Annotated in this window: 17 protein-coding genes and 1 rRNA gene; 4 read left to right on the plus strand and 14 right to left on the minus strand. The window is 41.1% G+C overall.

The features are described from left to right. Positions 1-243: ribosomal RNA gene (locus LH47_RS07275) — 16S ribosomal RNA — on the minus strand; the annotation flags it as partial. A 196-nt stretch (positions 244-439) separates the two neighbouring features. Further along, the gene (locus tag LH47_RS07280) at positions 440-1,312 is read right to left on the minus strand and encodes a nucleotidyltransferase-like protein (RefSeq protein WP_043966090.1); all 873 of its coding nucleotides are present in this window, start codon (positions 1,310-1,312) and stop codon (positions 440-442) included. Between the two features lie 111 nt (positions 1,313-1,423). Between LH47_RS07280 and LH47_RS07285 the strand changes: the two genes are divergently transcribed. After that, positions 1,424-1,786: a YgzB family protein gene (locus LH47_RS07285; protein WP_043966092.1), complete on the plus strand. Its 363-nt coding sequence runs from the start codon at positions 1,424-1,426 to the stop codon at positions 1,784-1,786. 24 nt (positions 1,787-1,810) lie between these two features. Here LH47_RS07285 and perR read toward each other — a convergent pair whose 3' ends face one another. The 6 genes from perR to LH47_RS07315 all read right to left on the minus strand — a co-directional run bounded on the left by perR (position 1,811) and on the right by LH47_RS07315 (position 5,919). Beyond that, complete coding sequence (gene perR / locus LH47_RS07290; protein WP_026011847.1) at positions 1,811-2,254, minus strand: peroxide-responsive transcriptional repressor PerR; 444 nt, start codon at positions 2,252-2,254, stop codon at positions 1,811-1,813. Between the two features lie 182 nt (positions 2,255-2,436). Continuing rightward, a complete protein-coding gene (gene bcp, locus LH47_RS07295) occupies positions 2,437-2,898 on the minus strand; it encodes a thioredoxin-dependent thiol peroxidase (RefSeq protein ID WP_043966094.1) in 462 nt (153 codons plus the stop codon). Between the two features lie 10 nt (positions 2,899-2,908). Next, complete coding sequence (locus tag LH47_RS07300) at positions 2,909-3,307, minus strand: potassium channel family protein (RefSeq protein WP_052585026.1); 399 nt, start codon at positions 3,305-3,307, stop codon at positions 2,909-2,911. A 42-nt stretch (positions 3,308-3,349) separates the two neighbouring features. Next, positions 3,350-4,135 carry an ABC transporter permease gene (locus tag LH47_RS07305; RefSeq protein WP_043966098.1) on the minus strand — a complete coding sequence of 262 codons (786 nt, stop codon included), beginning with the start codon at positions 4,133-4,135 and terminating at the stop codon, positions 3,350-3,352. Positions 4,136-4,139: 4 nt separating this feature from the next. Beyond that, positions 4,140-4,931 carry an ABC transporter permease gene (locus LH47_RS07310; protein WP_043966100.1) on the minus strand — a complete coding sequence of 264 codons (792 nt, stop codon included), beginning with the start codon at positions 4,929-4,931 and terminating at the stop codon, positions 4,140-4,142. After that, positions 4,924-5,919 (minus strand): ABC transporter ATP-binding protein, encoded by a 996-nt coding sequence (locus LH47_RS07315; protein ID WP_043966102.1) that lies wholly within the window; start codon positions 5,917-5,919, stop codon positions 4,924-4,926. Before LH47_RS07315 ends, LH47_RS07310 begins: the two co-directional genes overlap by 8 nt. A gap of 133 nt (positions 5,920-6,052) precedes the next feature. Between LH47_RS07315 and LH47_RS07320 the strand changes: the two genes are divergently transcribed. From LH47_RS07320 to LH47_RS07330, 3 genes are all read left to right on the plus strand, one after another. Next, complete coding sequence (locus LH47_RS07320; RefSeq protein ID WP_043966104.1) at positions 6,053-7,348, plus strand: glutamate-1-semialdehyde 2,1-aminomutase; 1,296 nt, start codon at positions 6,053-6,055, stop codon at positions 7,346-7,348. Positions 7,349-7,611: 263 nt separating this feature from the next. Continuing rightward, positions 7,612-12,081 carry a glutamate synthase-related protein gene (locus tag LH47_RS07325; protein ID WP_043966106.1) on the plus strand — a complete coding sequence of 1,490 codons (4,470 nt, stop codon included), beginning with the start codon at positions 7,612-7,614 and terminating at the stop codon, positions 12,079-12,081. A gap of 138 nt (positions 12,082-12,219) precedes the next feature. Next, positions 12,220-13,293 (plus strand): FUSC family protein, encoded by a 1,074-nt coding sequence (locus tag LH47_RS07330; RefSeq protein WP_043966108.1) that lies wholly within the window; start codon positions 12,220-12,222, stop codon positions 13,291-13,293. 31 nt (positions 13,294-13,324) lie between these two features. Here LH47_RS07330 and nikC read toward each other — a convergent pair whose 3' ends face one another. From nikC to ntdP, 6 genes are all read right to left on the minus strand, one after another. Further along, the gene (nikC, locus tag LH47_RS07335; RefSeq protein ID WP_043966110.1) at positions 13,325-14,218 is read right to left on the minus strand and encodes a nickel transporter permease; all 894 of its coding nucleotides are present in this window, start codon (positions 14,216-14,218) and stop codon (positions 13,325-13,327) included. A 14-nt stretch (positions 14,219-14,232) separates the two neighbouring features. Further along, on the minus strand, positions 14,233-15,237 hold the full coding sequence (locus tag LH47_RS07340) for an ABC transporter permease (RefSeq protein ID WP_043966111.1): 1,005 nt from the start codon (positions 15,235-15,237) through the stop codon (positions 14,233-14,235). A 65-nt stretch (positions 15,238-15,302) separates the two neighbouring features. Further along, positions 15,303-16,907: an ABC transporter substrate-binding protein gene (locus tag LH47_RS07345; protein ID WP_043966114.1), complete on the minus strand. Its 1,605-nt coding sequence runs from the start codon at positions 16,905-16,907 to the stop codon at positions 15,303-15,305. A gap of 46 nt (positions 16,908-16,953) precedes the next feature. Beyond that, complete coding sequence (locus tag LH47_RS07350; protein ID WP_043966116.1) at positions 16,954-17,922, minus strand: ABC transporter ATP-binding protein; 969 nt, start codon at positions 17,920-17,922, stop codon at positions 16,954-16,956. Continuing rightward, positions 17,897-18,910, minus strand: a complete 1,014-nt coding sequence (locus tag LH47_RS07355) for an ABC transporter ATP-binding protein (RefSeq protein ID WP_043966118.1) — start codon at positions 18,908-18,910, stop codon at positions 17,897-17,899. Before LH47_RS07355 ends, LH47_RS07350 begins: the two co-directional genes overlap by 26 nt. 191 nt (positions 18,911-19,101) lie before the next feature. Beyond that, positions 19,102-19,632, minus strand: a complete 531-nt coding sequence (gene ntdP, locus LH47_RS07360; RefSeq protein WP_043966120.1) for a nucleoside tri-diphosphate phosphatase — start codon at positions 19,630-19,632, stop codon at positions 19,102-19,104. Positions 19,633-19,701: the final 69 nt, after the last annotated feature.

A 19,701-nucleotide genomic window follows, 5' to 3' on the forward strand; every position in this document is an offset into this window, starting at 1 on the left:
GGGCCCATCCTGTAGCGACAGCTTGCGCCGCCTTTCAACGAAAGATCATGCGATCTTTCGTGTTATCCGGTATTAGCACCGATTTCTCGGTGTTATCCCCGTCTACAGGGCAGGTTGCCCACGTGTTACTCACCCGTCCGCCGCTAACGATTCAAAAGCAAGCTTTTGAATCGTCCGCTCGACTTGCATGTATTAGGCACGCCGCCAGCGTTCGTCCTGAGCCAGGATCAAACTCTCCATAGAAAAGTTATCCTTAGCTTCTGTACGCTTTTCGCTTCGTTCAGTTTTCAAGGAACATCTCGTCGCTTTTGAAGCGACTTTTTTATACTATCACATCATAAACTTGATGTCAACAACCTTTATTTTTAACCGCCGCCACATCTCAGCAGCGACGATTAAAAATATATCATGAACATTTTTAAACGTCAACACCTTTTCTTTATTTTTTTTCAATCATGTAGTGTCTATGAAACACCCCTTGCCCTTTCGTTGCAATTTTTTCAATGGAAAGTATATGTTTTTCAACTAGAAATTCAAGCAAAATAGCTAAATCAACCCCGTATACCGCCAACTCTTGTTCATCGAGCAACTCCGCCATAGACCATGACGTTTTCTTTTTTTGAAGCACGTGTATCAAGTGACTTACCCCTTGTCTTAACTTCGAATGGATAAAAAAATCGCTTGCTAAAAATAGCAATTGCAATCGTTTATCGAGCGGTTCTTCACTTCCAACTAACTCAGCATATAGCTTATGAATTTGTGGTTCAATGTGTTTCACCTGGTTCCATACGGTTACTTCGGGATAAAAACCATTCTCGATAATAGACAGACGGGCTAAGTGATGAAGTGCATGTAATACGTGATTGTACGCATCAAGCCATTGATCTTTTTCAAAAAAACTTCGTCCCTCTATATAACGACGTACTAACTTAGCAAATTCTATTCCCATCTTTACTTTTCTTTCGTCCACCGGAAACTGCAATAGACGTTGCCGCCATTGTTCAATATATTCATTCCGATCAAATAAAACTTTCCCATTCAACAACCAATTCATCACTTTTCGATTTGAACCGAACAACACCCATTCTTTCACTTGACGTTCATCTACAATGTGCAATGATGCACTTTTTTCTTCGAACGCATAATGTTTAATGAAAACTGGTTCCTCCCCTTCCCGAACGATAACAAATAAAACGACATCAAACAAATCCGTCTCCGGAGAGTAATCCGACCCTTTTTCAATCATTAAAATCCCGAGCGTTTGCGGATGACTAGCTCGCTCTTGGTAAATCGGACGCAACACATCTTCCATAAACCGATTCCTCCACTTTTCAACATTGTTTGACCGTATTCGACAATTTTAAAAAAACTCCTGCTTATTATTTAAAACTTATGATATAGTTATGCCTAGGAGGAGATATATGTGGGTGTGAAATATTCAAGCAAGATCAACAAAATTCGTACGTTTGCGTTAAGTTTGATTTTTATCGGATTTTTCGTGATGTATGCAGGTATATTTTTCCGTACATCACCTATTGTTATGACATTATTTATGATTTTAGGTTTGTTGTTTATTATCGCAAGTACAGTCGTCTATTTTTGGATTGGGATGTTGTCAACAAAAACGGTACAAGTCGTTTGCCCTTCATGCAATAAAGTAACAAAAATGTTAGGGCGAGTCGATGTATGTATGTACTGCAACGAGCCACTTACTCTTGATCCAGCACTTGAAGGAAAAGAGTTTGATGAAAAATATAATCGAAAAACAAGAAACAAAAAAAGCTGATAGCCACGTCGCTACCAGCTTTTTTTAATGATGCCCTTTTTGACAGTCTGGACACGTTCCATAAATCTCCATCCGATGATGACTAACTTTAAATCCTGTCACATGCGCCGCTAAATCTTCGACTTCATCTAAACCCGGGTAATGAAAATCGACAATTTTCCCACACGTTTCGCAAATAACATGATAATGATGTGTCGTAACAAAATCAAAACGACTTGACGCATCACCGTACGTTAGTTCTTTGACAAGACCGACCTCTTTAAACACACGCAAATTGTTATACACAGTTGCGACACTCATATTTGGGAATTTTCCTTCCAAAGCTTTATAAATTTCATCCGCTGTTGGATGGGACATGGACTGAATCAAATATTCGAGTATCGCATGACGTTGCGGTGTAATACGGACGCCGGTTTCTTTCAACGTGTGAAGCGCTTCTTTTAATTGATGTGCGTGCGTCACCGTCATGCACCTCACTTTCATTTATAAAAATTATAATTATTACTTTATAATTTTTATAAATAGTGTACAAAAAAATGAAACTGTTTGTCAATTGTATTTTTAGGTAAGAAAAAAGGCGACTCTTGAAGAATCGCCGCATACATATTTGAGGAGGTGTGTGCTCTACTATATCGTACGCAACGATCCTTTTATTTGTTTGAGCCAACCGCCTCTTTTAAAACGTTCAACACTTCTTCCACATGCCCATTTACTTTTACTTTTCTCCACTCTTTCACGATTTGACCGTTTGGATCGATTAAAAACGTCGAACGCTCAATCCCCATATACTCTTTCCCGAAATTTTTCTTTAACTTCCATACGTCATACGCCTTCGCTGCGTCTTGTTTTTCATCAGCAAGCAGTAAAAACGGCAAGCGATGTTTTTCAATAAATTTTTTATGCCGAACAATTGAATCAGGGCTAATACCGATTACAACCGCTCCGAGTTCCTCAAATACTTCATGATGATCGCGAAAATCACAAGCCTCTGTCGTACATCCTGGCGTCATATCTTTTGGGTAAAAATATAATACGACATACTTCCCACGAAATTGCGACAATGTGACGTGTTCCCCATTGCTCGCTGGCAATGTAAAGTCAGGCGCTTCCATATTTCCCCTCCTATCCTCTTTCTGCATCCATTACTGTTCGAACAACAAAAGCGGCAGGTAGCGCATAGCCGAGCAACGCTTCGACCATCGCAATCCACCGACCGATTCCAATCGGCACAATATCCCCATAACCGACCGAAAGCAATGTAACCGCACTAAAATATAGGCTTGTTTCGACATATTGCAAAAAGTTAGAGGCCTCTATATTCTTCCCATTTTCCATCATAACAACATGTCCATTTATATGCAAAATCGTATATACAAGCGCAAAGCCAATCATCGTCGTTGAATATACAAATAAAATGGCAATAAAGTTTTTTATCGAAATGCCAGAACGCTTCGTCTGCCAAAATGAGAAAAAGCTCATACATATGATAAAAACAATAACCCCAATCCATACATACGTCACAACATCCCCTCCTTTCCTCATATATACGAGAGGATGTTTAAATTAATTCCCAGCACCGCGATAACGTTTGACGCCTGCATTCCATAACAGTACCGACAATGTAAAACAAACAATTCCCATCACCGGCGTCAAAAACGAGTACGTATACCATTCCGTTTTACGCAAAAAATACGCTGACGGATATACACCAACAAACGCAAACGGCAAAATCCATGTTAAAACGTAGCGAATAACGCGATTGTAAATATCGACAGGGTATCTTCCGTAGTTTCCTATATTATACATCATCGGCATAATCGAACTACGCGCATCAGACCAAAAACTAATGCTTGCTAATGAAATAAAAATGCCCGCGTAAACGAACGTCCCTCCTAAAACGAACAACACAAATAAAATGACATCATACCAATGAAACGATAAATGTAATCTTGATGCGGCATAGCCCATAACAATTAAACCAGTAATTCCTCCAAGGAGCGACTCTAACTCCATTCGTTCAAGCACAATTTGGAACAAACTATGCACAGGACGGGTTAATACACGATCCATTTCCCCACGCACAATATATCTTTCGTTAAAATCCCAAATATTAAAAAACGCAGCAAACAAAGCAAAAGGAACTAAAAAGAAGCCGTAGATGAAAATAATTTCATCGCGCGTCCATCCGTTTAATAATTGCGTATGCCCAAATACAACAAGGATAAAAATTAAATTCACACCTTGAAACATTAAATCAGACAAAAACTCAACGAGCAAATCGGTACGATATTGCAGCTTTGTTTTTACATATTGACTCATATATTGAAAAAAAATCGATATGTAAAACATATGTTCACCCCCCTTGAATGATGAGTTTTCGTTTGGCTGCTTTCCATAATACGTAAATCGGCACAATTAATACGACGCACCAAACCGCTTGAAACATCATTCCTTTCATCACAGCATCCCCTGTAAAGCTTTCCGTAAAAATCATACTTGGAATGTAACTAATCGCTTGAAACGGCAAATAGTGCATCACATGTTGTGCCCACTCGGGATAAAAACTAATTGGCAAAATAAGCCCTGAAAATAAATCAATAACAAATCGTTTGGCGCGAAGCAACCCTTCTCCATTTAACGTAAAAAACGTGACCATCCCAGCTATCAAGTTGAGCTGAGAGTTAATAATAAAACTAAACATTGTCGACAAAGCAAAATATCCCCATGTATGAACATTTGCTGTAAATTGAAGCGAAAAAACGAATGTGACGATAATCATTCCCGGAAGCGAGAAGAAAAGTAATCTGAAAATCCCTTCCCCAAGCCCTTGCATCGTTTTCATAACTAAGTAGTTGTACGGACGAATAAGTTCAATCGCCACTTTTCCTTCGCGAATTTCCATCGCAATTTCACGATCAATGTTATTAAAATAAAATGCTCTTGCCATCCAAGCGATCGCGACATACGTTGTCATTTGTTCAACTGTCATTCCTTGAATAGACGGTTGCCCTCCATAAATGGCGGACCATAAAAAATAATACGCGCCAATATTAATACTATAAATAAAAATACCGCTATAATAATTCGTGCGATAAGCTAACATCATTAAAAAACGCATACGAATCATTTCAATGTATTTACCCATGATGAATCCCTTCTTCATAAATGTTGCGAATAATTTCTTCCGTCGATACTTCGCGAATATGAATATCTTTTAGTTCATAGGAAGAAACGACTTTTCCAATGACATGTGCCATATCCGTTGCACGAACATGCGCAATCCAACTATATCGATCTTCCCCTTGTTCCCACGTCGCATCAACAAGTAGCATAAGCTCTTCTTTTGAGACGATATCGCGAAATTGAAAATGAATTTGCTTTCCTTCTCCCCAATTTTGCTTTAAACGTTGCAATGATCCGTCGTAAATGATTTTTCCTTCGTCAAGCATAATGACGCGTTCACAAAGTGCTTCAATATCTGTCATATCGTGCGTCGTTAATAAAATCGTCGTGTTGTATTTTTCATTGATTTCTTTTAAAAATTGACGAATTTTTAACTTTACAAGCACATCTAAACCGATCGTCGGCTCATCTAAAAATAAAAGTGGCGGGTTATGAATGAGCGCAGCTGCTAACTCACAGCGCATTCGCTGACCTAGCGATAACTTGCGCACAGGCTTATCAAGCAACGGACCAATATCTAACGTTTCAATCACGTGATCCATATGCTCGTTATAATCTTGATCAGAGACACGATATACTTTTTTCAACAATCGAAACGACTCTTGCACGGCGATATCCCACCATAATTGTGATCGTTGCCCAAACACAACGCCGATCGTCTGCACGAAACGTTCCCGCTCTTTATGCGGATTCATTCCATTTACAACGACTCGTCCAGATGTCGGCGTTAAAATTCCTGTTAACATTTTTATTGTCGTGGATTTACCTGCACCATTTTCTCCAATGTAGCCAACCATTTCCCCTTGTTTAACAGTAAACGAAATATCGTCCACAGCTCGAATTATTTTATAGTTTCTCGTAAACAAATCACGAAACGCACCAGCTAAACCGGAGCGGCTAGAGTATGACTTAAATTCCTTGCGTAGTTTTTCTACTTCAATGGCATACATGTTCCTCACCTCTCATGAAATCACTATTTAATAGTGTAACGAAAATGTTTAAACTCAACAAATGGTGTGCTCAAATAAATGTGATAAAATAAACACCGTGAAACAATTTTTACATAAAAGGAGGAGGCTTCGCGTGAATTTTACGAAGTCTGAACAATTATATCAAGAAGCGCTTGAACATATCGTCGGCGGTGTCAACAGCCCTTCCCGTTCATATAAAGCTGTTGGAGGCGGTGCACCCGTCGTGATGGAAAGAGCGCAAGGGGCATACTTTTGGGATGTAGACGGCAATAAATATATTGATTATTTAGCAGCGTACGGCCCTATTATTATTGGACATGCTCATCCACACATTACAAAAGCCATTCAACATGCGGCTGAAAACGGTGTTTTATACGGGACGCCAACACCGTATGAAATTACGTTCGCGAAAATGTTAAAAGAAGCGATCCCTTCCCTAGAAAAAGTACGTTTCGTCAATTCAGGAACAGAAGCTGTCATGACAACAATTCGTGTCGCACGCGCTTACACAGGTCGCGATAAAATTGTAAAATTCGCGGGTTGCTATCACGGGCATTCCGATCTCGTTCTTGTTGCGGCTGGTTCTGGCCCATCTACATTAGGTACACCTGACTCAGCAGGCGTACCTAAAAGCATCGCTCAAGAAGTCATTACTGTTCCTTTTAATGACGTAGATGCTTTTAAACAAGCGATGGATCGTTGGGGAAGCGAAGTAGCTGCCGTTCTCGTTGAACCAATTGTCGGTAACTTCGGGATCGTCGAACCGAAACCAGGCTTTTTACAAGCGATAAACGACATCGCTCACGCGGCGGGCGCACTTGTCATTTATGATGAAGTTATCACCGCTTTCCGTTTTATGTATGGCGGTGCTCAAAACTTGCTTGGGATCGAACCAGACTTAACGGCACTTGGAAAAATTATCGGTGGTGGTTTACCAATCGGCGCATACGGCGGTAGAAAAGACATTATGGAACAAGTGGCTCCACTCGGCCCTGCTTACCAAGCAGGAACGATGGCGGGAAATCCCGCTTCCATTTTAGCGGGTATTGCTTGTTTAGAAGTATTACAACAAGAAGGCGTGTACGAACATCTCGATCACCTCGGTGCGATGTTAGAGGCTGGCATTTTAACACATGCGAAAACATACGATATTCCTATTACGATTAACCGCCTAAAAGGAGCGCTCACTGTATACTTCACGACAGAAAAAGTAGAAAACTATGAACAAGCGGAACGGACAGATGGAGAGATGTTCGCAAAATTTTTCAAACTTATGCTTCATCAAGGCATTAATCTCGCCCCTTCGAAATATGAAGCATGGTTTATTACATTATCCCATACAGAAGAAGATATTGAATATACAATCGAAGCGGTAGGACACGCATTTAAATCCTTAAAAAATGAATAAATATACAATCATAACGAGGCAGGAAATCCATTCCTACCTCGTTTTTTATGCTCAAAAACAATGTAAACGCTTACATTATTCGTGAACGTTTTGTTACATGAACTGAATATTATATCCAAAAATATGAATAAATAATTGATTTTCTTTGGCAAACGTGCTAATATAGACTATAAAATTCAGAAAATTTTATTTCTTAAAAAAGTTTTGTGTAGGAGGTGGCGAAGGCGAGAAGCGAGCAATAAGCCGCTTACAAGCCGCATGCTATGAAACAACGGTGGAATCCAACTTCATTTCAACATTTTTATGAACACGAACACGATGCGTGTGGAATTGTCGCTGCGGTTGAAAAACGACGCATTCCGACAAAGGAAAACATTACAACATGTATTAACGCCCTCGTCACAATGAATCATCGCGCCGGATTCATCAACGGTGAAGGAGATGGTGTCGGTATTCATATTGACATTCCGAAAGCGCTTTGGAAAGAAAAATTTGCTGCTGCCCATCTTGATCCTCAACTCGTCGACCGCGACGATTTTATTGTTGGCCATATATTTATTACGCGAACAACGAATGTCGAAGAGAAAAAAGCACGTATGCGTCAATTGTTTGCTCAATTTCATCTCAATCTTATTTTTGAATCTGATCGCGTGACCTCTTCTTCAGCGCTCGGTCCAATCGCTTTACGCGAGGAGCCTGTATTTTGGCAAGTAGCCCTTTTACCGAACAAAAACGAAACGTTATCTAAAACATTATTTGAATTAACGGTTGAAATCGAGAAAGATGAACATATTCATGTCGCTTCCCTTAGTAACCATCATGCCATTTACAAAGTGATGGGAGCTGGAGATATTTTACCAAAATATTATCATGACTTAGCGAGTCCACTTGTCGCATCTACGATGACACTTGGCCATAATCGCTATTCAACAAATACACTATCAAACTTTTTCCGTGTACAACCGTTTAGCGTCTTAGGTCATAACGGTGAAATTAACACGATTGCCAAACTACGTGAAGAGGCAACAATGATCGGTGTTCCATTGACAAACGGCGGAAGCGATTCGCAAGACTTGAGCCGAACGATGGAAACACTTATTTATCGAGATGGCTATACGTTATTTGAAGCGATGGACTTTTTATTCCCGCCAATTGTAAATGAAATAAAAAACTATCCAGCACATTTACAAGACTTATATACCTACATTCGCGAAGCTTGGGGACATTTCGCCCAAGGACCTGCAGGCATCATTTCTCGCCATGCAGACGAGGCAGTATTTAGCGTCGATGCGCTCGGATTGCGGCCACTTTGGAAAATTGAAACAGAACACCGTTACGTATTTGCATCTGAGCCAGGCATTATTCCTGTATGCGAATATACAGGAGAACCAAAACCGCTCGCGCCGGGAGAAAAAATCGGCTTAAAATGGCAAGCGGATGGAACAATTCGTATGTATGAATACGCAGATTATCAACAAGAAGTATACAACCGTATTCGAAATCGTTTAAATATCGAAAATATGCGCCAACGTCTCCAAACGCCAACGTTCAAAACGTATGTGCTTATGGCCCAACCAACAAAAGTGCATAACGGACAATATGCTGCATTTGGTTGGGATCGTGAACATATTCAATTGCTCGAGCAAATGGCAGAAAAAGGCGCAGAACCGATTCGCTCGCTCGGTCACGATGCTCCGCTTGCAGCGATCGATCCTGAACGAAAAAACATTGCTGATTTTATAAAAGAAAGTGTGGCTGTTGTAACAAACCCTGCCATTGACCGCGACCGAGAAACAGAACATTTTTCTACACGCGTTGTCGTCGGAAAACGACCAAGTATCGTCTCAAACGAGGAACATCCGTATACCGTTGAGCTTCTTTCACCTATTTTAATCGAGGGAAAACTCGGAAATGACTGTACAGAAACGTTGCAGCAACCATCGTACGACCAACTCGTTCATACATTTGAAGAAAAACAATTGACGTACTTTATATCAGCCACGTTTTTTGAACATGAAACGATCCCAATGGCGCTCGCCCGTTTAAGCGAAGAAGCATGCGCAGCTGCGGCAAACGGAAAAACGTTGCTTGTCATTGACGATGCAAAAGCGCATCAAAATGGGCATTTATGGATCGATCCACTTCTTGTCATATCGGCCATCGATCAAGCGTTAACAAAAGCGCAATTGCGAAGAAACTGTTCGCTTCTTCTTCGTTCTGGAGCGATTCGTTCGTTGCATGATTTCATCGTTGCATACGGACTTGGCGCGAACGTCATTAGCCCATATTTAATGTTTGCGACAGTTGCTGATTCGTCCACTCGACCAGCGATCCATTTGTTCCAAGCGTTAAATAAAGGGCTTGAGAAAGTCATTTCAACGATTGGTATTCATGAATTACGTGGGTACAGCCGTCTCTTTTCATCGATCGGCTTGCATGAAGAAGTCGCAGCTGTATTAAATATTGTTAACTTTTTTGGTTCTGATTCGCTTGCCCAAAATTTTGAAGCATTAAAACAAGACGCCATCGCACGCGCAAACGATTTTGAAACAGAACAAGCAAAGTTGCGCAAAACGTTTCACGTCTTTCCACGCATTTGGAAAGCGATCGGCGAAGTGGCACAAACAGGCTCATACGATCAATATCGCGAAAAATTGACGGAAATCGAAACAGAAACGCCAACAGCTATTCGTCATTTAACAGATTTAAAACAGGCCGACGTGCCAGCTAAAAAAGAGCACGTGGACATTTCTGTCGGTGAACATAGCTTACCTTTTGTTATCGCTTCGATGTCATTTGGTTCGCAAAACGAAATTGCGTTTCGCGCTTATGCAGAGGCGGCGAACCGTCTGAACATGATTAGCTTAAACGGTGAGGGTGGCGAAATTAAAGATATGCTCGGCAAATATCCGCGCACGCGGGGGCAACAAGTCGCTTCTGGTCGATTTGGCGTCAATGCGGAACTGCTGAACTCATCGAATTTACTAGAAATTAAAATCGGGCAAGGAGCGAAACCGGGTGAAGGTGGTCATTTGCCAGGTTCGAAAGTGACAGCTAAAATCGCTGAAGCACGGAACGCAACGATCGGCTCTGATTTAATTTCACCGTCAAACAACCATGACATTTACTCGATTGAAGACTTAGCGCAAATGATTGCTGAATTAAAAACAGCAAACGACCAAGCGAAAGTCGCTGTCAAAGTGCCAGTCGTCCCTAATATTGGAACGATTGCTGTCGGCATCGCAAAAGCTGGTGCGGACATTATTACACTAAGCGGCTTCGACGGTGGAACAGGAGCAGCGCGCATCCATGCCATTCAACACGTTGGCTTACCTGTAGAAATTGGCGTGAAAGCGGCGCACAACGCGCTTTTAGAAGCTGGGTTGCGCCACCAAGTTGAAATTTGGGCAGATGGTGGCATAAAAAGCGCGATGGACGTGATCAAAGTGATGCTTCTCGGCGCCAACCGCGTTGGCTTCGGCACATTAGCGATGATTGCGATCGGATGTACAACATGTCGCGGTTGTCATTTAGATACATGCCATGTCGGAATCGCCACGCAAATTGAATCGGAAGCACAAGCGAAAGAACATGGTTTACGCCGTTTCGTTCCGAGACAATTCGAGCAAGCGGTACAAAACTTAGTTCGTTTCTTTACGGCATTTGGCGAGGAACTAAAAGCGCTCACCGCCTCTCTCGGCTATACGAACTTACAACAGCTTGTCGGTCGCTCTGATTTGCTTGAACAAACGCGCGGACGCGATCGGATGAATTTAGCAACGTTATTAAAACCATTAGAAATTGGTCAATGGTATCAAAAAGAAGTCGCGGCGACATCGGAAGAAGGAAAACTGGCCGTTGCGGCTGGAGCTGAATATTTAGATTATCACGTTGAAGACTTACATCGTTCACGCGAATTTTCAACTGTCACAGCTGAACAACGTGTACTCGGCAGCCGCGTCGCATGCCATCGTGTGCGTGGTAGATTGGACGGATCGTATAAAAAGCTGCCAAACATATCCCTTCGTTATAAAGATGGATCTGTACCTGGCAATGGACTCGGTGCATATAACGTCGCTGGCATTCATATTCATGTTGACGGCGGAGCGCAAGACGGAACTGGAAAGACAACGTTTGGCGGAGGTATTTTCGTCTTTAAAGCGAAAGGAAAAGATGGGAAGTTTTATAATGGCTCAGTCGGAAAAGGATTTGGCTACGGAGCACAAAAAGGATTGCTAATCGTACAAGGAAATGCTGACGCACGTGCAGGCATTCGCTTATCAGGAGCGGATATGATTATCGGTGGTCAAGTGACAAAACCAATTCCTGAAGTTGAACACGGCAATATCGGTGTTCACGCCAACATTAAAGGATTTGCCTTTGAATATATGACAAACGGACGCGGGCTCGTTCTCGGCGACCCAGGTCCATGGATTTGTGCAGGAATGACAGGCGGTGTCGTTTATTTACGCCATCAACCAGAAATGGGCTTAACAAAAGCCGCCCTTGAACGCCGAATCGCCAAAGGCGCAAACGTCGCAATTCAACCGCTAAACGAGAAAGGAAAAGCGGACGTCAAAGAACTACTTCGCACATATATTGATTTACTTATCGAACATGAACAGCATGAAGAAGCAGCAACACTTCAACCGTTGTTACAACAACCAGAGCAACACTTTTTTCAAGTTATTCCAAAAAAGGAACAAGCCGATCCATCCGTATCGACAGAATAAACGTCAAAAAGAACTGCCTCAAAAAAATGGGGCAGTTCTTTTAATTTTTTTCCTTTTATCTTGATATACTGATGAAAAACATGTATATTTGTTTGTTGTTCTAACAAGATGATGAAAAAGAAAGGAATTTGAGCGACGATGAGACTTGGAGCCCGCGTCTTTAAAACCGGGATTGCGATTACATTTGCATTAGTTTTAGCGAAACTGTTGCAGTTGCCTTCTCCTGTGTTTGCTGGTATTTCAGCTGTATTTGCAATGCAGCCAACGATTTACCGTTCATATTTATCTTTAATTGAACAAGTGCAAGCAAACGTCATTGGTGCAGTTTTCGCTATCGTTTTCACGCTTGTTTTCGGGCACGACCCATTTATTATTGGGCTAACCGCCATTTTAGTCATTGCGTTATTTCTTCGTCTTCGTTTAGAATCCTCTATTTCTGTTGCGCTTGTGACAGTTATTGCAATTATGGAATATACCGAAGAACACTTTATTGAATTTGCGCTTATTCGCTTTTCAACAATTATGTTAGGCGTGTTTGCAGCATTTATCGTTAATTTAGTATTTCTTCCGCCAAAGTATGAAAAGAAGCTATACACGAAAATTGTGGAATATACGGAATATATTTTGAAATGGATTCGCATGAACGTGCGACACGCGTCTGAACACCATTTATTAAAAGAAGACATCGAAAAATTTAAAGAAAACATGATGAAACTAGATCAACTTTATTTGCTTTACAAAGAAGAACGGACATATTTTCGCAAACATAAATATAGCAAATCGCGTAAACTTGTGTTATATCGCCAAATGATTGTCGCAACAAATCGAGCGCTAGAAACGTTAAAATTGTTGCATCGTTTAGAAAACGAGCTGGCACATACATCTGCTGAACTTCAAGACGCTATAAAAAACGAACTCGACTGTCTGTTAAATTATCACGATCAAATATTGCTAAAGTTCATTGGGAAGGTAAAGTCTGATCCACAATCACAATTCGTTACAGAAGCATGCTCTGGGAAAAAAGGATTAATCCACTCGTTTTTAAACCATTATGCTGGTCAAAGCATTAAGCAAGAAAATTATCAACTATTCCCACTTATCGGAGCGATTATTGAGTATAGCCATCAGCTTGAACATTTGGACACGCTGATCGAAAGCTTCCATCATTACCACAAAGAAGAGCACGTTGTCCCTACCCCAGAGCAAGAATAAAAGATGTCCCGACATACCAGCGGGACATCTTTTAGCTTTTCATACGCGGATCAAGCGCATCGCGCAATCCATCACCCATTAAGTTAAATCCTAATACTGTTAACATGATTGCCAATCCCGGAAAAATCATCGTCCATGGTGCTTGCGTTAAATATGCTTTTGAATCAGCTAGCATTTTCCCCCATTCAGGATTTGGTGGCTGTGCTCCTAACCCAAGAAATCCGAGTGCTGCCGCTTCAATAATAGCCGTTGCGATCGCAAGCGTGCCTTGGACAATAATAGGTGCCATACTATTCGGCAAAATGTGGTGGAATAAAATGCGCGCATCACTCATGCCGATTGCTTTCGCCGCTGTAATATACTCTTCCTGTTTAATGCTTAATACACGCGAACGAATGAGACGCCCGAAGTTCGGAATGTTAATGACCGCGATCGCAATGAGCGCATTTTTCAACGACGGTCCTAAAACCGCCACAATTCCAATCGCTAATAAAATGCTCGGAAATGCGAGCATAATGTCAAATATGCGCGAAATCACCGCATCAACCCATCGTCCATAGTATCCTGCGATAATCCCAAGTAAAGAGCCGATTACAACCGAACCTAACACAGAAAAAAATCCGACCCATAACGAAATGCGTGCCCCGTAAACGACACGGGAAAAAATGTCTCGTCCAAAATCATCCGTTCCAAATATATGATCTTTCGATGGTGCTTGCAAACGCATGGATAGTTGTTGGTCGTTCATATCGTACGGAGCGATAAATGGTGCGAAAATGGCAAGCAAAATGAAAAATAGCACAATGCCACTTCCGATGAGTGCCATTTTATTTTTTCGAAAGCGAATCCATCCTTCTTTCCATAAAGATGTTGCTTTTTCTTCTTGCTGTACAACATTTACCTCGTCTCGTGCCAGCTCAGCCAATACGCTCCCCTCCTTTAGTTATATTTAATTCGCGGATCAATTGCAGCATATAGAAGGTCAACAATTAAATTAATAAAAATAAAAATCATCGCAACAATTAAGATGCCTGATTGAATGACAGGATAATCGCGATAGCCAATTGCTTCATAAATGTACCGACCAATTCCCGGCCAACTGAAAATCGTTTCCGTTAAAATCGCCCCGCCAAGTAGCAATCCCATTTGTAAACCAATGACTGTCAATACAGGAATGATCGCATTTTTTAACGAATGCTTGTACACAACCCAAAACATGCTTAATCCTTTCGCACGTGCTGTACGAATATAATCCGACTTCATCACTTCAAGCATGCTTGAACGAGTCATGCGAGCAATAATAGCCATTGGGATTGTCGCTAAAGCGACACTCGGAAGCACTAAGTGTTGCAATGTTTGAAAAAACTGCTCTGTATTTCCTTGAATCAACGTATCGATGACATATAAATGGGTAATCGGTTCAATTGGATTTCGTACATCTTCTCGTCCAGATGTCGGGAACCAATCTAAGTTAATCGCAAAAATCCATTGTTCCATCAACCCGAGCCAAAAAATAGGCATCGAAACCCCAATCAATGCTAAAACCATCGCAACATAATCAAACCAAGAGTTTTGAAACCATGCGCTAATAATACCTGCATTGACACCAATAACCACAGCAATGAACATCGCTGCGAGAGATAGTTCTAATGTCGCCGCTAAATATGGCCAAATTTCTTGTGAAACCGCAACCCCCGTGCGAATGGATTCCCCTAAATCCCCTTTTAATAATCCGCCAAGATATTTTATATATTGAATGTACCACGGTTGGTCTAATCCGAGTTTATGCGTTAACGCCTCTACCGCTTCTTTCGTCGCCTTTTGTCCTAAAATGACTTGCGCAGGGTTTCCAGGAATGGCACGAATCATGAAAAACACGACGAGCGACATGCCAAGCAAAACAGGAATGACCGTTAAAATGCGTTTGACCGTATATGAAAACATACGTTTCACTCCTTTCTGACATGATGGAAAGGGAGAGGATTCCCTCCCCTCCCTCAACACAAATGTTATTTAAACTGTACTTTTGTAAATTTATCCGTTCCTGTCGGATGCGGATTAAAACCATCAATGTTTGCCTTACCTGCTAATAACGGTGTTGAGTGTACGAGCGGAATCCATGGTGCGTCTTCTTTAATAATTTCTTGTGCTTTTTTGTACAATTCGTTTCGTTTGTTTTCATCGCTAACTGTTTGTGCTTCGATTAAAATGTTGTGCAACTCATCGTTTGCATAGTATGTGTAGTTGTTGCTACCAATGCTATCTTTATCAAGCAACGCATATAGAAAGTTGTCTGCATCACCGTTATCGCCCGTCCAACCGAGCAAGAAGGCGTCTGCTTCTCCTTTTGCCACTTTATCTAGGTATGTCGCCCATTCATACGTAACGATTTTTGCTTTTACGCCAATTTTCGCAAAGCTTGCTTGTAATGCTTCGGCTACTTTTTGTCCATCTGGCATGTATGGACGTGGAACAGGCATCGCCCATAATTCCATTTCAAAGCCGTTTGGATAACCAGCTTCTGCAAGCAATTGTTTTGCTTTTTCTAAATCATACGGATAGTCTTGGATCGCGTCGTTGTAGCCAGGAATGCTTGGCGGTAATGGGTTTTTCGCCGGTTGTGCTTGGCCTGCATAAAACGCATCAATAATCGCTTGTTTATCTACCGCATGATTCAATGCTTGACGAACGAGTTTGTTGCCTAATGGACCGCGTGTAACAGTTAATCCGACATAACCGACGTTCATCGAAGGACGTTTAAACACTTGGAAATCTTTATTTCCTTCTACTTGAGCTAAATCAGAAGGATTCAAATCTTCCATAATATCAATCTCGCCTTTTAACAACGCATTGAGGCGCGCAGAGTTGTCTGGAATCGATACGAAAATTAACTTATCAAGTTTTGGATGGCCTTCTAACCAATATTCCTTATTTTTCTCAAGCACGATGCGTTCATTGCGCTTCCACTCTTTAAAGACAAATGGACCTGTACCAACAGGATTTTCACCAAATTTGTCGCCATATTTTTTAATTGCTTCCGGGCTAGCGATTGCAAACGGTACCATCGCCAGATTTTTTAAGAATGGCGCTTGCGGACGTTTTAAAACGAACTGCACCGTATGTTCATCTAACGCTTTTACTTCTTTAATGACATGCCCTTCATCATTTTTGTATCCACCAAACATTGAACCATAATAAGGGAACGTATCTGCATTCCCGTTTGCCCAACGTTCAAAGTTAAATACAACAGCTTCTGCGTTAAAATCTGTCCCGTCATGGAACTTTACACCTTCACGAAGCTTGAACGTGTACGTTAAGCCATCGTCAGAAATCGTCCATTCTTTCGCTAATGCTGGTTGAATCGTTGTATCACCATCGTTATAGTCTAGAAGTGTGTCAAAAATGTTTTTTGTTACTTTAAACGATTCACCATCTGTCACTGTGGCTGGGTCTAACCCAACAGAGTCGCCGCCGCGTCCATAGACGAGCGTCGTTTGCTTTTCAGCTTCTTCCGTCTTGTCTCCGCCTGTTTGTTCCGACTTGCCGCAACCTGCAAGTGCAGTCGCTGCTACAAGAAGAAACGTAAGCATGGTTAATAACCATTTTTTCTTCATTTCTTTTCCCCCTTAGTGAATAATATATTTCATCGCCTAGCCATCTTTATGTATAAAGATGGCAGGCGACGTAATGCCCATTTCCAACGTCTTTCCAATCTGGTTTTTTCGTTTTACAAATATCCATACATGCTTGACATCGTGTATGAAAAGCGCAACCTGTTGGTGGATTTGATGGACTCGGTAAATCCCCGGTGAGCAGTTGCTTTTCTTTTTTATATTCCGGATCTGGAATCGGAACAGCTTCAAGCAATGCTTTTGTGTACGGATGTTTCGGATGGCGATATAGCTCTTCGCTGTTAGCAAGTTCAACCATTCGTCCTAAATACATGACGCCAACACGATCGCTAATATGACGCACAACACCAAGATCGTGAGCGATAAAAATATATGTTAAACCAAACTCTTTTTGTAAATCTTCTAGTAAGTTAAGCACTTGTGCCTGAATGGACACATCTAGTGCGGAAACGGGCTCATCCGCGATAATGAGCTTCGGTTTCGTCATCAATGCGCGAGCGATACCGATACGTTGTCGTTGTCCTCCGCTAAATTGATGCGGATAACGTTTCGCATGATAGCTACTTAATCCAACGACTTCTAACATCTCCCGCACCTTTTTTCGTCGCTCTTCCTTTGAACCAATTCCATGGACGATCAGCGGTTCTTCTAAAATTTTTTCTACTGTATGGCGCGGATTGAGCGATGCAAACGGATCTTGAAAAATCATTTGCATATCGCGACGCACTTTTCTTAATTGTAGGGGCGATAGTTTTGTCACTTCTTCATTTTCAAATAAAATAGATCCTTCCGTTGGCTCAATAAGACGCATGAGCATACGCCCCGTCGTCGATTTTCCACAGCCGCTCTCCCCGACAATGCCTAGCGTTTCTCCTTTGTAAACAACGAACGATAAATCATCGACCGCTTTCACTTGACCGATTTGTTTATTAAACAAGCCTGCCGTAATCGGAAAATATTTTTTTAACCCTTTAACTTGTAGTAACGGTTCGTTCATGGATGACGTTTTCCTCCTTTGTATACAAAAAACAACGCGCGCGATGGCCTTGTTCTACTTCGTATAAATCAGGATTTTGGGAAAAGCACCGCTCAAATGCTTGCTCGCACCTTGCCGCAAAACGACAACCTTGTTTAATCGAGCCCGGCTTCGGTACGCTTCCTGGAATAGAATATAAACGTGCTTTTCTTTCCCGAATATCTGGAACAGAACGAATAAGTCCAATCGTATATGGATGTTTTGGATTGCGAAAAATCGTTTGAACATCCCCTTCTTCAATGATTTTTCCTGCATACATAACAACGACGCGATGACACATTTCAGCTACGACTCCTAAATCGTGTGTGATCATCATAATCGCTGTGCCGAATTGTTCGTTTAACTGTTTCATCAAATGTAAAATTTGCGCCTGAATCGTCACGTCTAAAGCAGTCGTTGGCTCATCTGCAATTAATAAAGATGGATTGCACACCATCGCCATCGCAATCATCACACGCTGTCGCATGCCTCCTGATAGCTGATGCGGATATTCATCGATGATCTCCTCAGCACGAGGTAGACCGACAAGTTTAAGCATATCAATGGCTCGCTTTCGCGCTTCTAATTTGCTCATTTTTTGATGAATACGAATCGCTTCAATCATTTGGTTGCCGATCGTAAAAAGCGGATTTAATGACGTCATCGGCTCTTGGAAAATCATCGCCATTTCATTCCCACGTATTTCTTTCATCCGTTTTTCCGATGCTAGCACAATATTTTCATTTTTAAACCATATTTCCCCATCTGTAATTTTTCCGATTCCTTTTGGCAACAATCCCATAATAGAGAGCGATGTAACACTTTTTCCACAGCCCGATTCACCGACAACGCCTAAAATTTCACCTTTATTTATGTAAAAGTCTATGCCATCAACCGCAGGAACTTCCCCTTCGTCTGTGAAAAAGCATGTTTTTAAGCTTTTTACTTGTAAAATCGCTTCATCTCCCACGGAAGCCACTCCTTTTATATACAGAAAATTTATATTTTTAAAATAACTTTTATGTTACGTTTCAAATTATTACACGAATATTAAAAAAATACAATAAAAAAATTCAAAAAATTTAATCATTGTTTATAAAAAATAAAAAACAACGGCCATTAGTAAGTAACCGTTGTTTTTTGTTCATGTATGTATCATTTTCACTTTCTACACATAATAAACTTTTTATACCAATGTTCAACTACTTCAGGAGCAAATGGTCCCTTTTTCTCTTTAATCCATTGAATTAATTTTTGAACATTATTTTTTAAAACTTTATCAATAATTTCAGGGTAGTTCATTTGTTCGCGATGGCGCTCATATTCATCGCGATCTAATATGTCATATTGACCGTTCGGGAATACTTTAATATCTAAGTCATAATCGATATACTTTAGCGCTTCCCCATCCCAAACGTAAGGCGAGCTAATGTTGCAATAGTAATACACCCCTTCAGCACGAATCATCGCAATAATGTTAAACCAATGTTTTGCATAAAAAAAACAAATGGCCGGCTCACGCGTCACCCACGTTCTCCCATCCGCTTCTGTCACAAGTGTACGATCGTTGCCACCAATTATTTCTTCTTCGCTTCCTTTTAACACAACGGTTTCTTTCCATGCACGATGGATACGGCCATCATGTTTATAACTATGAATTTGAATGATCTCCCCTGTTTGTGGATATTCCATACTCATTCCCTACTTTCATTCGACGCCTTTTCCTCTATTATACCGTTAATAAGCAATGAAGAAAAAGAG

The sequence above is a fragment of the Anoxybacillus thermarum genome (genome assembly GCF_000836725.1).
Lineage (GTDB): Bacteria > Bacillota > Bacilli > Bacillales > Anoxybacillaceae > Anoxybacillus > Anoxybacillus thermarum.

Excerpts from the sequence above, each read along its gene's own strand:
- LH47_RS07280 (WP_043966090.1), bottom strand. The coding sequence starts at position 1,312 with ATGGAAGATGTGTTGCGTCCGATTTACCAAGAGCGAGCTAGTCATCCG.
- perR (WP_026011847.1), bottom strand. The coding sequence starts at position 2,254 with ATGACGGTGACGCACGCACATCAATTAAAAGAAGCGCTTCACACGTTG.
- bcp (WP_043966094.1), bottom strand. The coding sequence starts at position 2,898 with ATGGAAGCGCCTGACTTTACATTGCCAGCGAGCAATGGGGAACACGTC.
- LH47_RS07305 (WP_043966098.1), bottom strand. The coding sequence starts at position 4,135 with ATGTTTTACATATCGATTTTTTTTCAATATATGAGTCAATATGTAAAA.
- LH47_RS07310 (WP_043966100.1), bottom strand. The coding sequence starts at position 4,931 with ATGGGTAAATACATTGAAATGATTCGTATGCGTTTTTTAATGATGTTA.
- LH47_RS07315 (WP_043966102.1), bottom strand. The coding sequence starts at position 5,919 with ATGTATGCCATTGAAGTAGAAAAACTACGCAAGGAATTTAAGTCATAC.
- LH47_RS07325 (WP_043966106.1), top strand. The coding sequence starts at position 7,612 with ATGAAACAACGGTGGAATCCAACTTCATTTCAACATTTTTATGAACAC.
- LH47_RS07330 (WP_043966108.1), top strand. The coding sequence starts at position 12,220 with ATGAGACTTGGAGCCCGCGTCTTTAAAACCGGGATTGCGATTACATTT.
- LH47_RS07340 (WP_043966111.1), bottom strand. The coding sequence starts at position 15,237 with ATGTTTTCATATACGGTCAAACGCATTTTAACGGTCATTCCTGTTTTG.
- LH47_RS07345 (WP_043966114.1), bottom strand. The coding sequence starts at position 16,907 with ATGAAGAAAAAATGGTTATTAACCATGCTTACGTTTCTTCTTGTAGCA.
- LH47_RS07350 (WP_043966116.1), bottom strand. The coding sequence starts at position 17,922 with ATGAACGAACCGTTACTACAAGTTAAAGGGTTAAAAAAATATTTTCCG.
- ntdP (WP_043966120.1), bottom strand. The coding sequence starts at position 19,632 with ATGGAATATCCACAAACAGGGGAGATCATTCAAATTCATAGTTATAAA.